Raw genomic sequence first — 17,456 nt, forward strand, 5'->3', positions numbered from 1 at the left:
ATGCTGCCGACACCAGTCATAGCACCGTCCGGCCGGTTTGTAGACTGCGGGTATGCGCCATGGAATCGTCATCCTGCCCCAGTCCGAGTGGCCGGAGGCCCGCCGCAAATGGCAGGCCGCCGAGCACTACGGTTTCGATCACGCCTGGACCTACGACCACCTGTCCTGGCGCAGCCTGGCCGACCAGCCCTGGCACGCCACCATCCCCACGCTGGCCGCCGCCGCCGCGGTCACCGACCGGATCCGGCTGGGCACCTTCGTCGCCTCCCCGAATTTTCGGCATCCGGTGCCGTTCGCCAAGGAACTCGCGACCGTCGACGACATCTCCGGCGGGCGGATGCTGCTCGGGGTGGGTTCGGGCGGCACCGGTTTTGATGCCTTCGTGCTCGGCCAGCCGCCGTACACGCCGCGTCAGCGGCACGAGAGGTTCGCCGAGTTCGTGACCGACCTCGACCTGCTCCTGCGGCACGAGGAATCCGGCGCCGGAGGCTTCAGCTTCACGGGCGACTGGTACACGGCGGTGGACGCCCGGATGGTGGGCCGGCCGGCGCAGACCCCCCGGGTTCCGTTCGTGATCGCCGCCAACGGGCCCAAGGGTCTGCGCCTCGTCGCCGAGCACGCGGCCGGGTGGGTGACCACCGGGGCCGACGGCGCCGTGGGCGAAGCCTGGTGGGACGCGGTGACAGCGCTGGGGCGCCGGCTGGACGACACCCTCGCCGCGGCGGATCGAGAGCCGGGCACGCTGGACCGCTACCTGTCGCTGGATAGCGGCGGCGCCTACTCGCTGCAGAGCGTCGGCGCCTTCGACGACGCCGTCGGCCGGGCGGCCGAGCTCGGCTTCACCGACGTGATCAGCCACTGGCCCCGGCCCGACGGCATCTACGCCGGTTCCGAGTCGGTGCTCGACGAGGTCGCTGGCCGGTTCAGTTAGCCCGCCCGGGCATCCGTCGACCGGGCGCGGCGCCGCTCGGCGAATTGCGGCAGAACACCCCTTCAGGGCGCCCCAAGGGGAAAGCTGCCGCGACTCGCTGCCCTGGGGGCGGCGCGCTCAGCGGTGGCGGAACGGGCGGCGGGATTGTGGCCGGGCTAGACGTCGATGCGGTAGCCGCGCTTGATGACGGTGGCCACCAGGGCGGGCGCCGGCAGCGCCTGGCGCAACCGGCTGATCGCCACATCCACGGCGTGATCGTCCTGGATCTCGGGCAACGCCCTGGTGAGGTCCGCCCTGGACAGCACCGACCCGCGTGCGGCGAGCAGCGCCCGCAGCAGGGTCAGCGAAGTGGGCGGCAGCAGGGCGGATGCGCCGGCCACGCTCACCTTGCGGCCACGCAACTCCACCTGGCCGTGCCGGCTGTCCAGGCGCAGCACCCGCTCATCGGCGAGGTAATCGCAGACGAGCTTGATGAGCGCGCCCATCCGGAAGCGCTCAGGCACGATCGGGGTGATGCCGGCGGCAACCAGGGGAGCGGCCGTGACATGGCCGACCGCGGCGGCCACGACCGGTCCGCGCAGGGCCTCCTGCAGCGCTTCGAGCCGGCCAACGCCATCCGCCGCGCCGAAGAGCGCTTCGACGGCGGGGGCGCTGGTGAAGGTGACGGCGTCGAGCGAGCCGGTGCAGGCGGCGTCGATGAGCTTGAGCACCCGGCTGGAATCCTCCGGCAGCAGCCACCGGTACGGTGCCACGGTGAGCACTGTGGCGCCGGCCTCGCGCAGCCGGTCGATCTGGGATTCGTCGGTGAAGCCGTGCAACTGCACGGCCACGGTGAGCCCGGTCGCGTCGTCCTGCAGCACCTTGTCCACCAGCGAGCGGGTGGTCTCCTCGTCGCTCATGCCGGAATCGTCGAGGTTGGCCGCCCGGATGGCGCCGCGTGCCTTCGGCCCGCGCACCAGGATGCGGCTGTGCTCGAGGGTCTCGGTGAGGTCGTGGCCGAGCCCGGCCGCATCCGCGGCCTCGAACCAGCGCCGGATGCCGTATGAGGTGGTGGCGAGCAGCACGTCGGGCCGCGCGGCGATGATCGCGGCGGTGTCCGCGGTGATCTGCGCGTCGTCGGCGGCAGCGGCGATGCGGATCGCCGGGGCGTGCAGAACGTCGGCTCCGCGCCTCTCGAACGCGGCGATCAGGTCTTCGCTGCGGCGGTCTGAGGTGACTCCGATGCGAAAGCCGTCGAGCTGGTCCGGGCGGAAGCCGGGCTGGCCCGCTTCGATTCCGATGTCGTTAACTGTGTCTCCGATGGTTCTGGTGGCAGGTGTGTGGCTTCGGTTACCTCTGGCCTGAGAGTGTAGCGGCGTTTGCGAGCACCGCCACCGCGGTGGCGTCATCCTGCTGGGCCAGGCGCACGACGTCGCCGATCACGAGCACGGCGGGGGAGCGCGCGCCGACCTCGCCGGCGACCCGCACGACGGTGTCGATCGCGGCCACCGTGGTGCGTTGGTGGGCGGAGAAGCCGCGTTCGATGATGGCGACGGGCATGTCGGCGCGCATGCCGTGCCTGGCCAGGCCGCTGGCCAGGTGCGGCAGGGTGCCCACCCCCATCAACACCACGATGGTGCCGCCCAGGCCCACCAGGTGGGCGAGTTCCTCTTCGCTGAGCGGCACGTGGCCGGAGAGCACGGTGAACAGTTTGGAGAGTTCGCGGTGGGTGACGGGGATGCCCGCCAGCGCCGGTACGGCGATGGCGCTGGTGACCCCGGAGATCACGGTGACGGGCACGCCTGCGGCGCGGCAGGCGGCCATCTCCTCGCCGCCGCGGCCGAACACGAACGGGTCGCCGCCCTTCAGGCGCACCACGGTGAGGCCGGCCAGGGCGCTGGCCACGAGCATCCGTTCGATCTCGACCTGCGGCACGGCGTGGTGGCCGGGGAGCTTGCCCACATTGACCTGTTCGGCGCCCGGCGCCCACTCGTCGAGGCGGTCGTGCGGTCCGAGCCTGTCGTAGTAGACGATGTCGGCGCCGGCCAGCGCGCTGAGCGCGGCGACGGTGAGCAGGTCGTCGTCGCCGGGGCCACCGCCGACCAGCGTGACGTGGCCGGGCCTGGCCACCGGGGCGGCAGCGGCCCGGGTGAGCCAGACCGATTTCTCGGTGCAGGCGGTCTCGAGGGCGGCTGCGGCGGAGGGCGGCACATCGACCGCCACCACCAGGTCGACGGCCGAGACGAGGTCGCGCCAGGCCGCCTGGGACTGTGGCCAGGCGACGGAGCGCACGAGCGGGTTGGGCACCTCGTAGGTGTCGGCGGCCAGGTAGACGATGGCGCCGGCGGCCCGGTAGCGGGCGATCACCCGGCGCGCGGGGCGGCTGCCGCCGAGAACGAGCACCCGGCGGCCGGTCACGTCGAGACTGATGTCGAGGGACGGGTTCGGCATGGTCCTATTCTCCTTCTTCGCGGGCGGCCGCGGTCGACGAGTGCCGCCCGGTGTCTGTGTTCCCGGTGTCGGCGCGGTCGGCGGGTCGCATCGGGATGCGTGCGCCGGAGAGCAGCACCGGTCCGGTGGCCGGGGCCGCATCGTCGTCGGGCTCGTTGACGCTCACCCCGAAGAAGTCGGCGCCGGTCTGCACGGCGCCCGCGGACACGGCGCCGGCGGCGTTCCGGGCGGTCTCGCGCTCGCCGGGCCAGGCCGGCCGCGGCTGGCCGCGCTCGAGCACCTGCACGATCGCCGGGTCGGGGGTGGTGGGCGCGTTCACGAAAGAGCGGAACCGGCGGAGACGTTCCGGGTCCTTGAGCGTCGCTGCCCACTCGTCCTCGTAACTGCCCACGTGCGCAGACATCGCCAGTTCCAGTTCGGCGGCCAGGCCCAGGCTGTCGTTCACCACCACGTCGCGCACGTGCTCGAGCCCGCCGGGCAGCTCCTCCTGCCAGCGCGCGGTGCGCTGCAGCCTGTCGCCGGTGCGGATGTAGTACATCAGGTAGCGGTCGATGTAGGCGATGAGAGTGTCGTCGTCGAGGTCCTGGGCCAGCAGTTGCGCGTGCGCAGGCTGAAAGCCGCCGTTGCCGCCGACGTAGAGATTCCAACCCAGATCGGTGGCGATGATGCCGATGTCCTTGCCGCGGGCCTCCGCGCACTCCCTGGCGCAGCCGGAGACACCGAGCTTGAACTTGTGCGGCGACCGCAGCCCGCGGTAGCGCAGCTCCAGCTGGATGGCCATGGAGACGGCATCCTGCACGCCGAACCGGCACCAGGTGCTGCCGACGCAGCTCTTCACGGTGCGCAGGCTCTTGCCGTACGCCTGCCCGGATTCGAAGCCGGCGTCGACCAGGATCTTCCAGATCTCGGGCAGCTGCTCGAGGCGAGCGCCGAACATGTCGATGCGCTGGCCGCCGGTGATCTTCGTGTACAGCTTGTATTCCTCGGCCACCTCGGCGATCACCTTGAGCTTGGCCGGGGTGATCTCGCCGCCCGGGATGCGGGGCACCACCGAATAGGTGCCGTCCTTCTGCATGTTCGCCAAGGCCCTGTCGTTGGTGTCCTGCAGGCCGCCGCGACCGGCATCCAGCACGTAGCCGTTGGTCTGGCTGGCCAGGATCGACGCGATGGTCGGCTTGCAGATGTCGCAACCGAGGCCGGTGCCGAAGCGCTCCATGATCTCGTCGAAGGAGGCGAGCTGCAGGATGCGCACGCTCTCGAACAGCTCGCTGCGGCTGAGCGCGATGTGCTCACAGAGGGCCTTGGACACCTCGATGCCGGCTTTCTTCAGCTCGGTTTCGAGGATCTTCTTGACCAGTGGAACGCAGGAGCCGCACTGGGTGCCGGCGCGGGTGCAGGCCTTGAGCGGGCCGAGCTCGGTGCAGGCCTCGCCGTGGTCGCCGCGGATGGCTTCGCGCACCGCGCCGACCGACACGTTGTTGCAGGAGCAGAGCTGCACGTCGTCGGGCAGGTCGCTGCCCGCGGGCGGTTCGGCGCCGGCGGCGGAGAGGTAGGCGCCGGGCTCGGCGGGCAGTTCGCGGCCGAGCAGCGGCCGGAGCGACGTGTACGGCGAGGCGTCGCCGACGAAGATGCCGCCGAGCAGGGTCTTGGCGTCCCCGGTGACGACGATCTTTTGGTAGAGGCCGCGGGCCGGGTCGGCGTAGACCACCTCGAGGCAGTGCTCGGTGCGGCCCAGGGCGTCGCCGAAGCTGGCCACCTCGACGCCGGAGAGCTTGAGCTTGGTGGCGTCGTCGATGCCGGGGAAGACGGCTTCGCCGCCGTGCAACCTGTCGGCGGTGACCTCGGCCATGGCATTGGCCGGGGCGACCAGGCCCACACAGACGCCATTGATGCTCGCGACCTCGCCGATGGCCCAGACATCGGCGGCGGAGGTGCGGCAGTCGTCGCCGATCACGATGCCGCCGCGCGGGCCGGTCTCCAGGCCGGCGGCGCGGGCGAGTTCGTCACGCGGGGTGATGCCGATGGAGAAGACCACGAGGTCGGCGTGCAGCTGGCTGCCGTTGGTCAGCGCGACGCCGAGCACCCGGCCGGTGGGGGAGCGCAGGATCTCGGTGGGCCGGGTGCCGAGCGCCAGGGTGATGCCCTGCGCGCCGATCAGCCGGCCGAGCGCCTGGCCGGCGCCCTCGTCGAGCTGCGCGCTCATCAGCCAGTTGCCCGAGTGCACGAGAGTGGATGCGGCGCCGAGCCTGGCGAGTCCGCCGGCGGCTTCGAGGCCGAGCAGTCCGCCGCCGACCACGACGACGTTGGCCGGGCGGCCGAGGCGCTCCCGCAGCCGGGCGATCTCTCCGACGAGGAAGTCGACGTCTTCGAGAGTGCGGTAGACGTGGCCGGCCTCGGCGCCGGGGATCGGCGGCACGGTGGCGGCGGAGCCGGTGGCGAAGACCAGGTCGTCGTAGTCGACCCGTTCGCCGCCGTCGAGGGTGATGGCCTTGACCTCGGCGTCGAGGCCGACGACCTTGCTGCCGCTGCGGTAGCGGATCGTCTCGGATTCCCACAGGGCGGTGTCGCCGAGGGTGAGGTCTTCGGAATCGACGAGGCGGCGGGACAGCGCCACCCTGTCGTAGGGCAGGTGCGGCTCCTCACCGAACACCGTCACGGTGTGCGCGACCGATCCGGCCGTGCTTCCTGCGGCCGCTGTGGCGCGGGCGGCCATCGCCTCGGTGAACCGGTGCGCGGCCGGGCCGCCGCCGATCACCACGACGCGTCGGGGCGTGCCGGAGCGATCCGGGGCTGGGGTGACGTTGTCCATGGGATGGCCTTTCCGAGTCGTGAGCTGTTCCGTCAGCCTAAAAGTCGGCGATTTCTCTGCCGTGTCCCCGACGTAACGGAGTGTGACGGGCGCCTCACGTCGTTTTGGCGGCACTGAGAGGTCTTCGTTACGCGATCGTCACGGCCTCGCACGATGACCGACACGCGGGCTGCCTACCGTTGACACCAGCAACCGCTCACCCCCCCCCGTCTCGCCCACCCACTGGAGGACCCCGTGCACACAACCACCGACTCGCACGACTCCATTGGCACCCCCGCCGAGTGGACCAGCGTGTGCGACCTGGACCGCCTCGAACCGCTCTGGGGTGAGGCCGCCCTGATCGACGGCGTGCAGGTCGCGCTCGTGCTGCTGCCGGACGGCACCCTCTACGCCGTTTCCAATCAGGACCCGGCCACGGGCTCGTTCGTGATGAGCCGCGGCATCGTCGGTTCGCGCGGCGCCCGGCCGACCCTGGCGTCGCCCCTGCACAAGCAGATCTACGACCTCGAAACCGGCGAGTGCTTCACCTCGTCCGACTACGCCCTGCGCACCTTCCCGGTGCGGATCGACCGGGGCACCGTTCAGATCCAGGTGCGCGAGCAGGTCGAGGCTCGTGAGCAGGTCGAGGTGCGTGAGCAGGCCGCTCGGGGCGCCGCCGTGGAGTTCGCGGCCGCATGATCACCGTTCCCACCCGCACGGCCCCGGTGCGCACGCTTTCGACCGGCGTGGCCCCGGTGCTGCTGGCGACCTCGCACGGCACCAGCGACCCGGCCGGCCAGCGCGCCGTGCTGGCCCTCGTCGACGCCGTGGCCGCCGCCGCACCGCAGCTCGCGGTGGTGGGCGGTTACGTCGACGTGCAGAGCCCGGATGTGCCCACCTGCCTCACCGGCATCGCCGACGGCTCTGCGTTGCGCGGCTCCGCTGCCGACGCCGGCCGGCCGGTCGTGATCGTGCCGCTGCTGCTGTCGGCCGGCTACCACGTGCGCGTGGACCTCGCCGAGGCCGCCGCGGAGGCCGGCCAGCCCGTGCGGGTCACCGGCGCGCTCGGCCCCGATCCGCGGCTGGCCCGCATCCTCGCCGACCGGTTGCACGAGATCCACCTGCGACCCGACGACCGGGTGGTGCTCGCCGCCGCCGGTTCCACCGATGCCAACGCCGTCGCCGACTGCCACACGATGGGCGCCCAGCTCGCCGCGGTGCTCGGCCGACCGGTCACTGTGGGATTCATCTCCGCCGCCCGGCCGCGCCTGGCCGACGCCGTGCTCGAGACCCGCGCCGCGCTGACCGCCGGCGCCGCGGCATCCGGCCGAGTGGTGGTGGCCACCTACCTCTTGGCCCCCGGCTACTTCGCCGGCCTGGCCGAGAACTGCGGGGCGGATGCCGTGAGCCGCCCCCTGCTTGTGGACGGCGAGGCCCCGCCGCGGCACCTCGTGGATGTGGTCGTCGACCTGTACACCTCTGCTGCCCGCCTCGAGCACTCCCTGGCCGGCTTGCCCTGGTCGTTCAGCACCCGCTCCTGACCCTCGCGCGTGCCGCCGTCGGCCTGCAGCACGGGAGCGTCGTTCGGCTTCTGGTGCCCAACCGGGAGGAGGCTCGCGCTCATGTGTCCGACATGTAACAGCGGCCTATCAGCGGCCGGTGCCGGGGGTGAGGACACGGTGACCAGAAGGTAACTGGGCCAGCGTTCCGCGGAAACACCGGCTGCGTAGCGTCGGAGACAGGACAACCCCCGCACTCCCGGCACCACATTCTTGAGGAGAACCTGATGACCACCAGCGCCCCACCCGCCCCGCTCTCGACGGACGCCTCGAGCGGAACCTCGACCGCGGCATCCGCCGAACTCGTGCACCGGCCCGGCCGGTGGATCGACAACTGGAACGCCGAGAACCCCACTCAGTGGGCCGGCGGCGGCAAGGCCATCGCCTCCCGCAACCTCAAGTGGTCGATCTTCGCCGAGTTCCTCGGCTTCGTCATCTGGCAGCTCTGGAGCATCGTGGTGGTGCAGCTGCCGAACGCGGGGTTCACCTTCGACACCGGCCAGATCTTCTGGCTCATCTCCATCCCCACGCTCGTGGGTGCCACCATGCGGTTCCCGTACACCTTCCTGGTGCCCAGGTTCGGCGGCCGCAACTGGACCATCATCTCCGCAGGCCTCCTGCTCATCCCCTCGATCGGTCTGGGCATCGCGGTGGGCAACCCCGACACCCCGTTCCCGGTGATGCTGCTCATCGCGGCGCTCGCCGGTCTGGGCGGCGGCAACTTCGCCTCGTCGATGTCGAACATCACCTACTTCTACCCGCAGAGCCAGAAGGGGTACGCGCTCGGCCTGAACGCCGCCGGGGGCAACCTCGGTGCGGCCGTGGCGCAGCTGGTGGTGCCCATCGTGATCACCCTCGGCGCCCTCGGCACGCTCAACCTGCCGCTGGCCGGCTTCTTCTGGGTGCCGTTCATCCTGCTGGCCATGTTCGGGGCGTGGAAGTACATGGACAACCTCTCCAGCGCCAAGGCCGACTTCGCCGGCTCGATCGCCGCGGTGAAGGAACCGCACCTGTGGATCATGGCGTTCCTCTACATCGGCACCTTCGGCTCGTTCATCGGCTTCGCCAGCGTCTTCCCCAAGCTCATCGCCGACCAGTTCCCCGACTACTCCTCGTTCCAGGTCGTCTCGGCGTCGCTGTCGCTCGCGTTCCTCGGCGCCCTCACCGGTTCCCTGGCCCGCCCGTTCGGCGGCCGCCTGGCCGACAGGTTCGGCGGCGCTCTGGTCACCGTGGTCGCCTTCGGCGTGATGGCGTGCGGCGCGGTGCTGGTGAACCTGGTGCTGCCGCTGGGCAGCTTCTGGCTGTTCCTGGTCACGTTCCTGCTGATCTTCGTGGCCACCGGGGTCGGCAACGGCTCCACCTACCGCATGATCCCCAGCGTCTTCGCCGCCAAGAGCGGGGTCACGGATGCCCACACCGAGTCCGGCGACGTCGGCACACAGCGCAAGACCGCCGCGGCCCTCGGCCTGATCTCCGCCATCGGCGCCTACGGCGGGTTCGTCATCCCGCAGGTGCTCGGCTTCTCGAAGACCTCCACGGGCGACTACTCCAGCGCCATCTACGCCTTCGCCGCGGCCTACCTCGTGATGATGGCCGTCACCGCGTTCGTCTACCTCCGCCGCAACTCGTCCGTGGCCGGTCACCGCATCTAACTCCTCGCACCCCGCACCCCGCACCCCGCACCTCGCACCTCGCACCTCGCACCCCGCACCTCGCACCTCGCACCTCGCACCCCGCACCCCGCACATCCCGCGAAAGCGGTCGTGTGGTTGCCTCAGCCAGCTGAAGCAACCACACGGCCGCTCTCGCGAACCGGTATCTCACTTTTGAAGGGCCACACCGTGAATTCCGTCGACACGCACTGCCCGTACTGCGCTCTGCAGTGCGCGATGACGCTCACGCCCACCAACCCGGCTACTGCCGCCCCGGCCCCTATCAACGGCGCACCCACCCGGCCCGCGGATGCCGTCGGCCTGCCGGTCACCATCGCCGGCCGGGCGTTCCCCACCAACCGGGGCGGCCTCTGCAAGAAGGGCTGGACCGCGGCCGAATTGCTCGGCTCGACCGAGCGCATCCGGGAACCCATGCTGCGCCAGCCCGACGGCAGCTTCGCGCCCGTGAGCTGGACCGAGGCGCTCGACCTCGTCGCCGAGAAGCTCCGTACGACCCGGGCCGAGCACGGCGCCGACTCGGTGGGGGTGTTCGGCGGCGGCGGACTGACCAATGAGAAGGCCTACCAGCTGGGCAAGTTCACCCGGCTGGCGCTGGGTTCCTCCCGCATCGACTACAACGGCCGGTTCTGCATGTCGAGCGCCGCCGCGGCCGGCAACCGCGCCTTCGGCCTCGACCGGGGCCTGCCGTTCCGGGTGGAAGATCTCGACGCGGCCGACACCATCCTGATGCTCGGATCGAACGTGGCGCAGACCATGCCGCCGTTCATCGGCCATCTCGACGGCGCCAGGCAGGCCGGCGGGCTGATCGTGGTCGACCCGCGCCGCACCGCGACCGCCCGGCTCACCGACGACGGCGGTGGCATGCACGTGCAGCCGGCGCCCGGCACCGACCTGGTGCTGCTGCTCGGCCTCACCCACCTGGTGATCACCGAGCGCCTCGCCGACACCGAGTACCTCGCCGGCCGCACCACCGGCTTCGACCAGCTGCGCTTCAGCGTGGCCGGCTGGTACCCGCAGCGCGTGCAGGAACACACCGGCGTGCCGGTCTGGCAGCTGCAGGACCTCGCCCGCCGGCTCGCCGCGGGCCGGGGCACGTACATCCTCACCGGCCGCGGTGTCGAACAGCACGTCGACGGCACCGACACCGCCACGGCCGCGATCAATCTGGCGCTGGTGCTCGGCCTGGTCGGCAGCCCCTACTCCGGCTACGGCACCCTTACCGGCCAGGGCAATGGCCAGGGCGGCCGCGAACACGGCCAGAAATGTGACCAGCTGCCCGGGTACCGGAAGATCACCGATCCCGCCGCCCGCGCCCACGTGGCCGGGGTCTGGGGCGTCGACCCCGCGATCATCCCCGGCGCCGGCATCCCCGCCGTCGAACTGCTCGGCGCGCTCGGGCAGCCCGACGGCATCCGCACCCTGCTCGTGCACGGCGCCAACGTGGTGGTGAGCGCGCCCGACGCCGACAGTGTGCGGGCGGGCCTGCTCGGCCTCGACTTCCTCGTGGTGTGCGACTTCTTCTTCTCCGAGACCGCCGCCCTGGCCGACGTGGTGTTGCCGGTCACCCAGTGGGCCGAGGAGGAGGGCACGATGACCTCGCTCGAGGGCCGGGTCATCCGTCGCCGCCGCGCGATCGACCCGCCGGCCGGGGTGCGCAGCGAGCTGTGGATCTTCCGCGAGCTGGCCAGGCGCCTGGCCGCCCCCGGCGTCTACAGCGCCGAGCCCGGCGAGGTCTTCGACGAGCTCTGCCGGGCGTCCGCCGGCGGCATCGCCGACTACTCCGGCCTCGACTACGCGCTGCTGGATGCGGGGGAGCCGGCTTACTGGCCGTACCCGGCCGGATCCGCCGGCACCCCGCGGCTGTTCCTCGACCGGTTCGCGCACCCGGACGGCCGTGCGCGCATCGTCGCCGTCACGGCCCGCGCCGTGCCGGCCCCGGCCCAGACGCACGGAGCGCTCACCCTGATCACCGGCCGGCTGCTCGAGCACTACCAGTCCGGCGCCCAGACCCGGCGGGTGGCGGAGCTGACCGGCGCGCAGCCGGAGGCCCGGATGCAGGTGCACCCCGCCACGGCCGCCGGCCTCGGCCTGGCCGACGGCGGCTGGGCCGAGCTGGCCACCGAGCGCGGCATCGTGCGCTGCCGCGCCCAGCTCAGCGCCGACATCCGGCCAGACACCGTGTTCCTGCCCTTCCATTTTCCCGCCGACCAGCGCGCCAACCTGCTCACCGCCGGCGCCACCGACCCGGTCTCGGGCATGCCCGAGTTCAAGCGCACCGCCGTGCGGGTGCGGGCGATCGCGGCGCCCGACCGGCCGGCCACCGACCACGAGAGGGTGATGGCGGATGCCTGAACTGACCAACCCGGGGCGCACCGCCCCCGAACGCATCGTCGTCGTGGGCTACGGCCCGGTCGGGTCCAGGTTCGTCGACGAAATGCTGCCGCTGGTCGAAGCCGGCCTGGCCGAGCTCACCGTCGTCGGTGCCGAGGCCGTGCACGCCTACAACCGGGTGCTGCTGGCCGACTACGCCGTGGGCCGCACCGACCGCGGTGCCCTCGACCTCACCGACGGCAGCCGGGCCGGCGCGGCCGGCGTGCGCATCCTCACCGGCACCACCGTGACGGAGGTGTTGCGCACCATCCGCACCGTCACCCTCAGTGACGGCAGCACCGTGCCCTACGACAGGCTCGTGCTCGCCACCGGCGCCCGGGCGAACGTGCCCACCCTCGACGGCGTGAAGCGGGTGCGGCGCGGCCTGATGAAACCCGGCGCGGATGCCGCCACCCTCGGCGCCTCTGCCCTGGATTGGGCCGGGGCCCCGCTGCCCCGCGGGGTCAACGCGCTCCGCGACCTCGCCGACGCCGCCATCGTGCTCGCCGCCGTGCAGGCCGGCCGGCGCATCGTAGTGCTCGGCGCCGGGGTGCTCGGCATGGAGATCGCCCTCGCGGCGGCGGCGGCCGGCGCCGAGGTGTGCGTGGTCTATCACGGCGAGATCCCGATGAACCGCAACCTCGACCGCGGCGGCGGCTCGGTGCTCACCCGCGCCGCCCGGCGGGCCGGGGTCACCATGGTCAACCATGCCCGCGCCGAGAGCGTCCTGTTCCGCCACGACGACGACGGTGTGGAACGCTTCGAGGCGCTCATCTGCGCCGACGGCAAGCAGATCAGCGGCGACCTGCTGCTGCTCTCCTGCGGGGTGGGCGCCCGCACCGAACTCGCGCACCTGGCCGGGCTGCCCGTGTCAACCGGCATCCTGGTCGACGAATCGCTGCAGAGCTGGGCGGATGCGGCCGTGCACGCCATCGGGGACTGCGCCCACGTGGCCGCCCGCCCCGCCGACGCCGACCTCGGTGCCGCCTGGAACGGCGCCCGGATGGCCCCGGCCGGCGGGCCGAGTGGCCTGATCGGCCCCGGCTGGCGCCAGGCCGACCGGCTCGCGGCCCGGTTCACGGCCGAGATCACGGCGGGCATTCCCGTCGGCGGCGCCGCAGGCCGGGTGCCCGGGCGCTCGGATGCTGTCACCGCCGGCACCGTTCCCGTGCCCGCGCCTCTGGACGCACCCGCGCTCGTGTCCGCACGGGCCGAGCCGGTGCTCGCGGCCGAGCCCGGCGCATCCGTGGTGATGCTCAAGGCCGAGGGTATCGATGTGATCGCCGCCGGTGACACGTCTGCCGACCCGTTCGACGCTGGCCTGACCGAGAGCGACGAGCACGCCCACGGCTGCGCCTCCGGTCACCCGGCGCCTCTCGCCGTGGCGCAGTGGGCCGACCCCGAGCACGGCCGCTACGTGAAGATGGTCACCCGCGGGGGCATCCTCACCGGCTTCGTCTGCGTGGGCATGCCCCGCACGGGCGCGGAGCTCACGCTCCTGTTCGAGCGCGGCAGCGAACTGCCCGCAGACCGGTCGGTGCTGCTGCGCTTCGACGGCCCAGACTACGACCCGGCCTCCGCGGGTGACGCCTTCGCGCCCGGCGCCACGGTGTGCTGGTGCAACGGCGTGACTGTGGAGGCGATCACGGCGTCGGCGGAGGCCGGCAACGACACCGTGGCGTGCATCGGCGCGTCCACCCGGGCCGGCACCGGCTGCGGCGGCTGCAAGGGCCGCATCGGCGAGGTGCTCGAGCGCCTCGCGGCCCAGAGTGTTGCCTGAGGCCGGGTGCCGCCCGCTGGATCGCCACCCACGCGAGTTGCGGCAGAGTGCCCCATGAGCGCCCGCCAAGGGGCAGAACGCCGCACCTCGGCACGAGCGGCTGTGCCGAAGTGCGCCAGAGTTCCCCTTCGGGGCCCGCCAAGGGGCACAATGCCGCAACTCGGCGAGGGCTCAATGCGGGCGGGCGGGGGCGCATCCGGGAGCCACCGAGCGCGTCGCGGCCCAGAGTGTGCCGTGAGCTTGCCCGCACTCTTGCCGTGAGCCGCGGATGCTGATAGCCCTGAAGGGGTAACTCCAGTGTTCTCCGGGCGACGGCGCGCAGGCGCAGGTCGATCCCGGCCGGCGAAAGGGATGCCCAGGATGACGCCCAAGAAAGTGACCACCAATCCGGCGGCGCGCGAGAAAAGCCCCGTGCACCTGGACTCCACCGACGAGGTCGACGAGTCCACCCTCGAGGTCGGCTCGCCCCAATCGTGGGCGGCGGGCGTACCCGGGGTGCTGCACTCCACCATCCCGGCGCTCGAACAGATGGGCCTCAGCCGCACGCGCAAGACCCTGCTGGCGATGAACCAGAAGGACGGCTTCGACTGCATGAGTTGTGCCTGGCCGGACCCGACCCATCGCAAGACCTTCGAGTTCTGCGAGAACGGCGCCAAGGCCGTCACCTGGGAGGCCACCCCGATCACGATCGGCAGCGAATTCTGGGCGGAGCATCCGGTCAGCGACCTGCTCGGTCGCAGCGAATACTGGCTGGGCATGCAGGGCCGGCTGACCGAGCCGGTCTACAAGGCCGCCGGTGCCGACCACTACCGTCCGGTGAGCTGGGCCGAGGCCTTCAGGCTGCTCGCCGAGAAGCTCAATGGACTGGATTCGCCCGATCAGGCCGCGTTCTACACCAGCGGCCGCACCTCGAATGAGGCCGCGTTCGCCTACCAACTGTTCGTGCGCGCGTTCGGCACCAACAACCTGCCCGACTGCTCCAACATGTGCCACGAATCCTCCGGTTGGGCGATGGGCCAGACCATCGGCATCGGCAAGGCCACCATCACCTACGACGACTTCGGCAAGGCCGACCTGATCATCGTGATGGGGCAGAATCCGGGCACCAACCATCCCCGGATGCTGACCGCCCTGGAAGAGGCCAAGGAGAACGGCGCCGAGATCGTGGCGGTGAACCCCATGCCCGAGGCCGGGCTCAAGCGGTACAAGAACCCCCAGCGGGTGAAGGGAGTGATCGGGCGCGGCACCGACATGGCCGACCAGTTCGTGCAGGTGCGTCTGGGCGGCGACATGGCGCTGCTGCAGGCGGTGTCGAAGCGGGTGCTCGCCGCCGAAGCGGAAGCGCCCGGCTCCGTGCTCGACCACGAGTTCCTCCGTGCGCACGCTCACGGCCTCGAAGAGCTCACCGCTCACCTCGCCCAGGTCGACGAGGCCGCGGTGCTCGCCGCCACCGGTCTGCGCAGCGCCGAGATCGACGAGCTGGCTGCCAGGTACCTGCGGGCCGAGAAGGTGATCATCACCTGGGCGATGGGCATCACCCAGCACCGGAAGGGCGTCGCCACGATCAAGGAGATCATCAACCTGCTGCTGCTCCGCGGCAACATCGGCAAGCCCGGTGCGGGGGCATCCCCGATCCGCGGGCACAGCAACGTGCAGGGTGACCGCACCATGGGCATCTGGGAGCAGATGCCGCCGGCGTTCCTCGACGCCCTCGAAGCCGAGTTCGGTTTCGACCCGCCCCGCGAGCACGGCGTGGACTCCGTCGCCACCATCCGGGGACTGCGGGACGGGCAGATCAAGGTCTTCATGGCCCTGGGCGGCAACCTGGTCGGAGCGATCAGCGACACCCAGGCCGCCGAAGCGGCGATGCACGGGGCCGAGATGACGGTGCAGGTCTCCACCAAGCTCAACCGCTCGCACGCCGTGGTGGGCGATGAGGCGTTGATTCTGCCGACCATGGGCCGCACCGAGATCGACCGGCAGGCCACCGGGGAGCAGTTCGTGTCGGTGGAGGACACGGTCTGCGCCGTGCATCCGTCCTGGGGCAAGGTTCGCCCGGTCGCGCCGGACCTGCTGTCTGAGGTCGCCATCGTGAGCCGGCTGGCCCGCGCCGTGCTGGGCTCGAGGGTGGCCGTGGACTGGGTGGGGTTCGAGCGCGACTATGACCTGATCCGGGAGCACATCTCCCACGTCGTCGCCGGCTGCGAGGACTACAACGCCAAGATCCGCCAGGAGGGCGGCTTCCTGCTGCCGAACGGGCCGCGGGACTCCCGCACGTTCCCCACGCCCACAGGCAAGGCGATGCTCACCGTCAACGACCTCGAGCGCCTGGACCGGCCGGAGGGCACCCTGATCCTGCAGACCCTGCGCTCACACGACCAGTTCAACACCACCATCTACGGGCACGACGACAGGTATCGCGGCATCAAGAAGGGCCGGCACGTGGTGTTCGTCAACCCCAACGACCTCGTCGAGCTCCGCCTGGCCGACGAGCAGCTGGTGGATGTGCATGGCGTGTATGACGACGGTGTCGATCGGGTGCTGCGCGGGTTCCGTGCGGTGGCGTATCCCACTGCCCGGGGATGCGCGGCGGCGTACTACCCGGAGGCCAACGTTCTCGTGCCGCTGGACTTGGTTGCCGAGGGGAGCAACACGCCGGTCTCGAAGGCCGTGATCGTGCGGTTGGAGCCGGCTCGCAGCGTCGAGGAGGTGCTGACCACCTAGGCGCCGCTCCCGGTCGGGACGACGGCTGCCCAGGTGCTCTCTCGCGGGCCGACGACTACTGGGCGGTGTTCGCCCAGCCGTCCTCGATGCCGCCGTCACCGGTCTTGCGGGTGGCCTGACCGGCCACGTCGACGGCGCGCTCAATCGCCTCGGTGACGGCCTGCTTGTCGGAGGTGTTCGTCATGCCGGCCGCGTAGCCCACCAGGAAGGTGCTGATCGGCCCGCCGTCGGGACCCACGGCTCGGGAGGTGTCGGCGGCCAGCCCGAGAAGCAGCGGGTAGTCGATCTCGAGGTCGAGAATCTGCAGCGCCTGGGTCAGACGTCGGCTGAGGTCGTCGAGCTGGCCGTCGTGCCGGCTGTCGTGGCCGTCATGCCGGCCATCGTCGGGTGCGGGGGCGTTCATGGGTCTCCTTCGGGCCGGATGCGGACGTGTTTCAGGAATAGCACCGGACCGGTGCCACGGCAATCGGTCGGGACGAGCGGTCTGTGCCGAACGAGACTCCGGGACAGCGACGTGCGTTGAGAAGGACAACGGTCGGAGAAAAGGTCGTTGCGGCCGATCCCGTCCTTGTGGGCTCCCTTTTTCCATTTCACGTGCTGCTGGTCTGGTCGGCCCAGAGCCGGGCAGGATGACAGCATGCGAAGCATCGAGTTGACCTTCGACCTGACCACCGAGGCCGCATTCCGTGCGGAGTGGACGGCATTGCAGGAGGCCGGGCTGCCCAACCTGGGCCGGCACCAGGGCCAGAGTAACCGGCCGCACCTCACGCTCGCGGCCGGACCGGCGCTCGAGCCCACGGATGCGTTGCGGGCGCTGTTCGACGCCGTGCAATCGGCTGGGGCGCCGACCGACCGGCCCCGCCCGCAGCATCCGGCAGCTCTGCTGCCCGTCGAACTCGGGGTCTCCGGACTGGTGCTCTTCAGGGCGGGATCGGGCCGGTTCGTGCTGGCCCGTCCCGTGGTGATGACCCGTGCCCTGCTGGAGCTGCACCGCACCGTTCTGGAGCTGGCTCCCGGAGCCGTGGAGCTGACCCGGCCCGATCGGTGGACGCCGCACGTCACCCTGGCCCGGCGGATCAGCGCGGAGCAGGTGAGTGCCGCGCTCGCGGTTCTCGGTGAGCCGCCGGCCGTCGGGTCATGCGTGGCCGCCCGGTTCTGGAACGGCGAGACGAAGACCCTCACGGCCCTGGCCGGCTGAGCG

General features: G+C 71.4%; 12 protein-coding genes. 8 read left to right on the top strand and 4 right to left on the bottom strand.

All coding sequences use genetic code 11. The features are described 5' to 3' along the window. Positions 1–52: 52 nt before the first annotated feature. Complete coding sequence (locus ACEN2M_RS11535) at positions 53–931, top strand: LLM class flavin-dependent oxidoreductase (protein ID WP_441648267.1); 879 nt, start codon at positions 53–55, stop codon at positions 929–931. 155 nt (positions 932–1,086) lie between these two features. Here the strand turns inward: ACEN2M_RS11535 and ACEN2M_RS11540 are convergent, their stop codons facing one another. Genes ACEN2M_RS11540 through nirB form a run of 3 tightly spaced genes read right to left on the bottom strand, consistent with a single transcriptional unit; the run spans position 1,087 to position 6,170 of the window. Next, entirely contained in the window at positions 1,087–2,319 is a 1,233-nt protein-coding gene (locus tag ACEN2M_RS11540) for a uroporphyrinogen-III synthase (protein ID WP_441648268.1), read from the bottom strand. After that, entirely contained in the window at positions 2,261–3,361 is a 1,101-nt protein-coding gene (cobA, locus tag ACEN2M_RS11545) for a uroporphyrinogen-III C-methyltransferase (RefSeq protein WP_441648269.1), read from the bottom strand. The genes ACEN2M_RS11540 and cobA overlap by 59 nt, the downstream gene beginning before the upstream one ends. 4 nt (positions 3,362–3,365) lie before the next feature. After that, the gene (nirB, locus tag ACEN2M_RS11550) at positions 3,366–6,170 is read right to left on the bottom strand and encodes a nitrite reductase large subunit NirB (RefSeq protein ID WP_441648270.1); all 2,805 of its coding nucleotides are present in this window, start codon (positions 6,168–6,170) and stop codon (positions 3,366–3,368) included. Between the two features lie 234 nt (positions 6,171–6,404). Here nirB and nirD point away from each other — a divergent pair, with 234 nt between their 5' ends. The 6 genes from nirD (at position 6,405) to ACEN2M_RS11580 (ending at position 16,255) form a co-directional block, all read left to right on the top strand. Beyond that, a complete protein-coding gene (gene nirD, locus ACEN2M_RS11555) occupies positions 6,405–6,848 on the top strand; it encodes a nitrite reductase small subunit NirD (RefSeq protein ID WP_441648271.1) in 444 nt (147 codons plus the stop codon). Continuing rightward, complete coding sequence (locus tag ACEN2M_RS11560; protein ID WP_441648272.1) at positions 6,845–7,690, top strand: sirohydrochlorin chelatase; 846 nt, start codon at positions 6,845–6,847, stop codon at positions 7,688–7,690. The genes nirD and ACEN2M_RS11560 overlap by 4 nt, the downstream gene beginning before the upstream one ends. Before the next feature lie 245 nt (positions 7,691–7,935). Beyond that, positions 7,936–9,360: an MFS transporter gene (locus ACEN2M_RS11565; RefSeq protein WP_441648273.1), complete on the top strand. Its 1,425-nt coding sequence runs from the start codon at positions 7,936–7,938 to the stop codon at positions 9,358–9,360. 237 nt (positions 9,361–9,597) lie between these two features. Continuing rightward, on the top strand, positions 9,598–11,733 hold the full coding sequence (locus tag ACEN2M_RS11570) for a molybdopterin oxidoreductase family protein (RefSeq protein WP_441648291.1): 2,136 nt from the start codon (positions 9,598–9,600) through the stop codon (positions 11,731–11,733). After that, positions 11,726–13,531: an FAD-dependent oxidoreductase gene (locus ACEN2M_RS11575; protein WP_441648274.1), complete on the top strand. Its 1,806-nt coding sequence runs from the start codon at positions 11,726–11,728 to the stop codon at positions 13,529–13,531. Before ACEN2M_RS11570 ends, ACEN2M_RS11575 begins: the two co-directional genes overlap by 8 nt. A gap of 360 nt (positions 13,532–13,891) precedes the next feature. Next, positions 13,892–16,255, top strand: coding sequence for an FdhF/YdeP family oxidoreductase (locus tag ACEN2M_RS11580; RefSeq protein ID WP_441648275.1), 2,364 nt, complete (start codon positions 13,892–13,894; stop codon positions 16,253–16,255). Positions 16,256–16,310: 55 nt separating this feature from the next. Here the strand turns inward: ACEN2M_RS11580 and ACEN2M_RS11585 are convergent, their stop codons facing one another. Next, the gene (locus tag ACEN2M_RS11585; RefSeq protein ID WP_441648276.1) at positions 16,311–16,658 is read right to left on the bottom strand and encodes a DUF6457 domain-containing protein; all 348 of its coding nucleotides are present in this window, start codon (positions 16,656–16,658) and stop codon (positions 16,311–16,313) included. Positions 16,659–16,892: 234 nt separating this feature from the next. On the opposite strand from ACEN2M_RS11585, the gene ACEN2M_RS11590 reads away from it, so the two are divergent. Further along, positions 16,893–17,453: a 2'-5' RNA ligase family protein gene (locus tag ACEN2M_RS11590; protein WP_441648277.1), complete on the top strand. Its 561-nt coding sequence runs from the start codon at positions 16,893–16,895 to the stop codon at positions 17,451–17,453. Positions 17,454–17,456: the final 3 nt, after the last annotated feature.

Source organism: Cryobacterium sp. W22_MBD10_FK3 (genome assembly GCF_052113745.1).
Lineage (GTDB): Bacteria > Actinomycetota > Actinomycetes > Actinomycetales > Microbacteriaceae > Cryobacterium.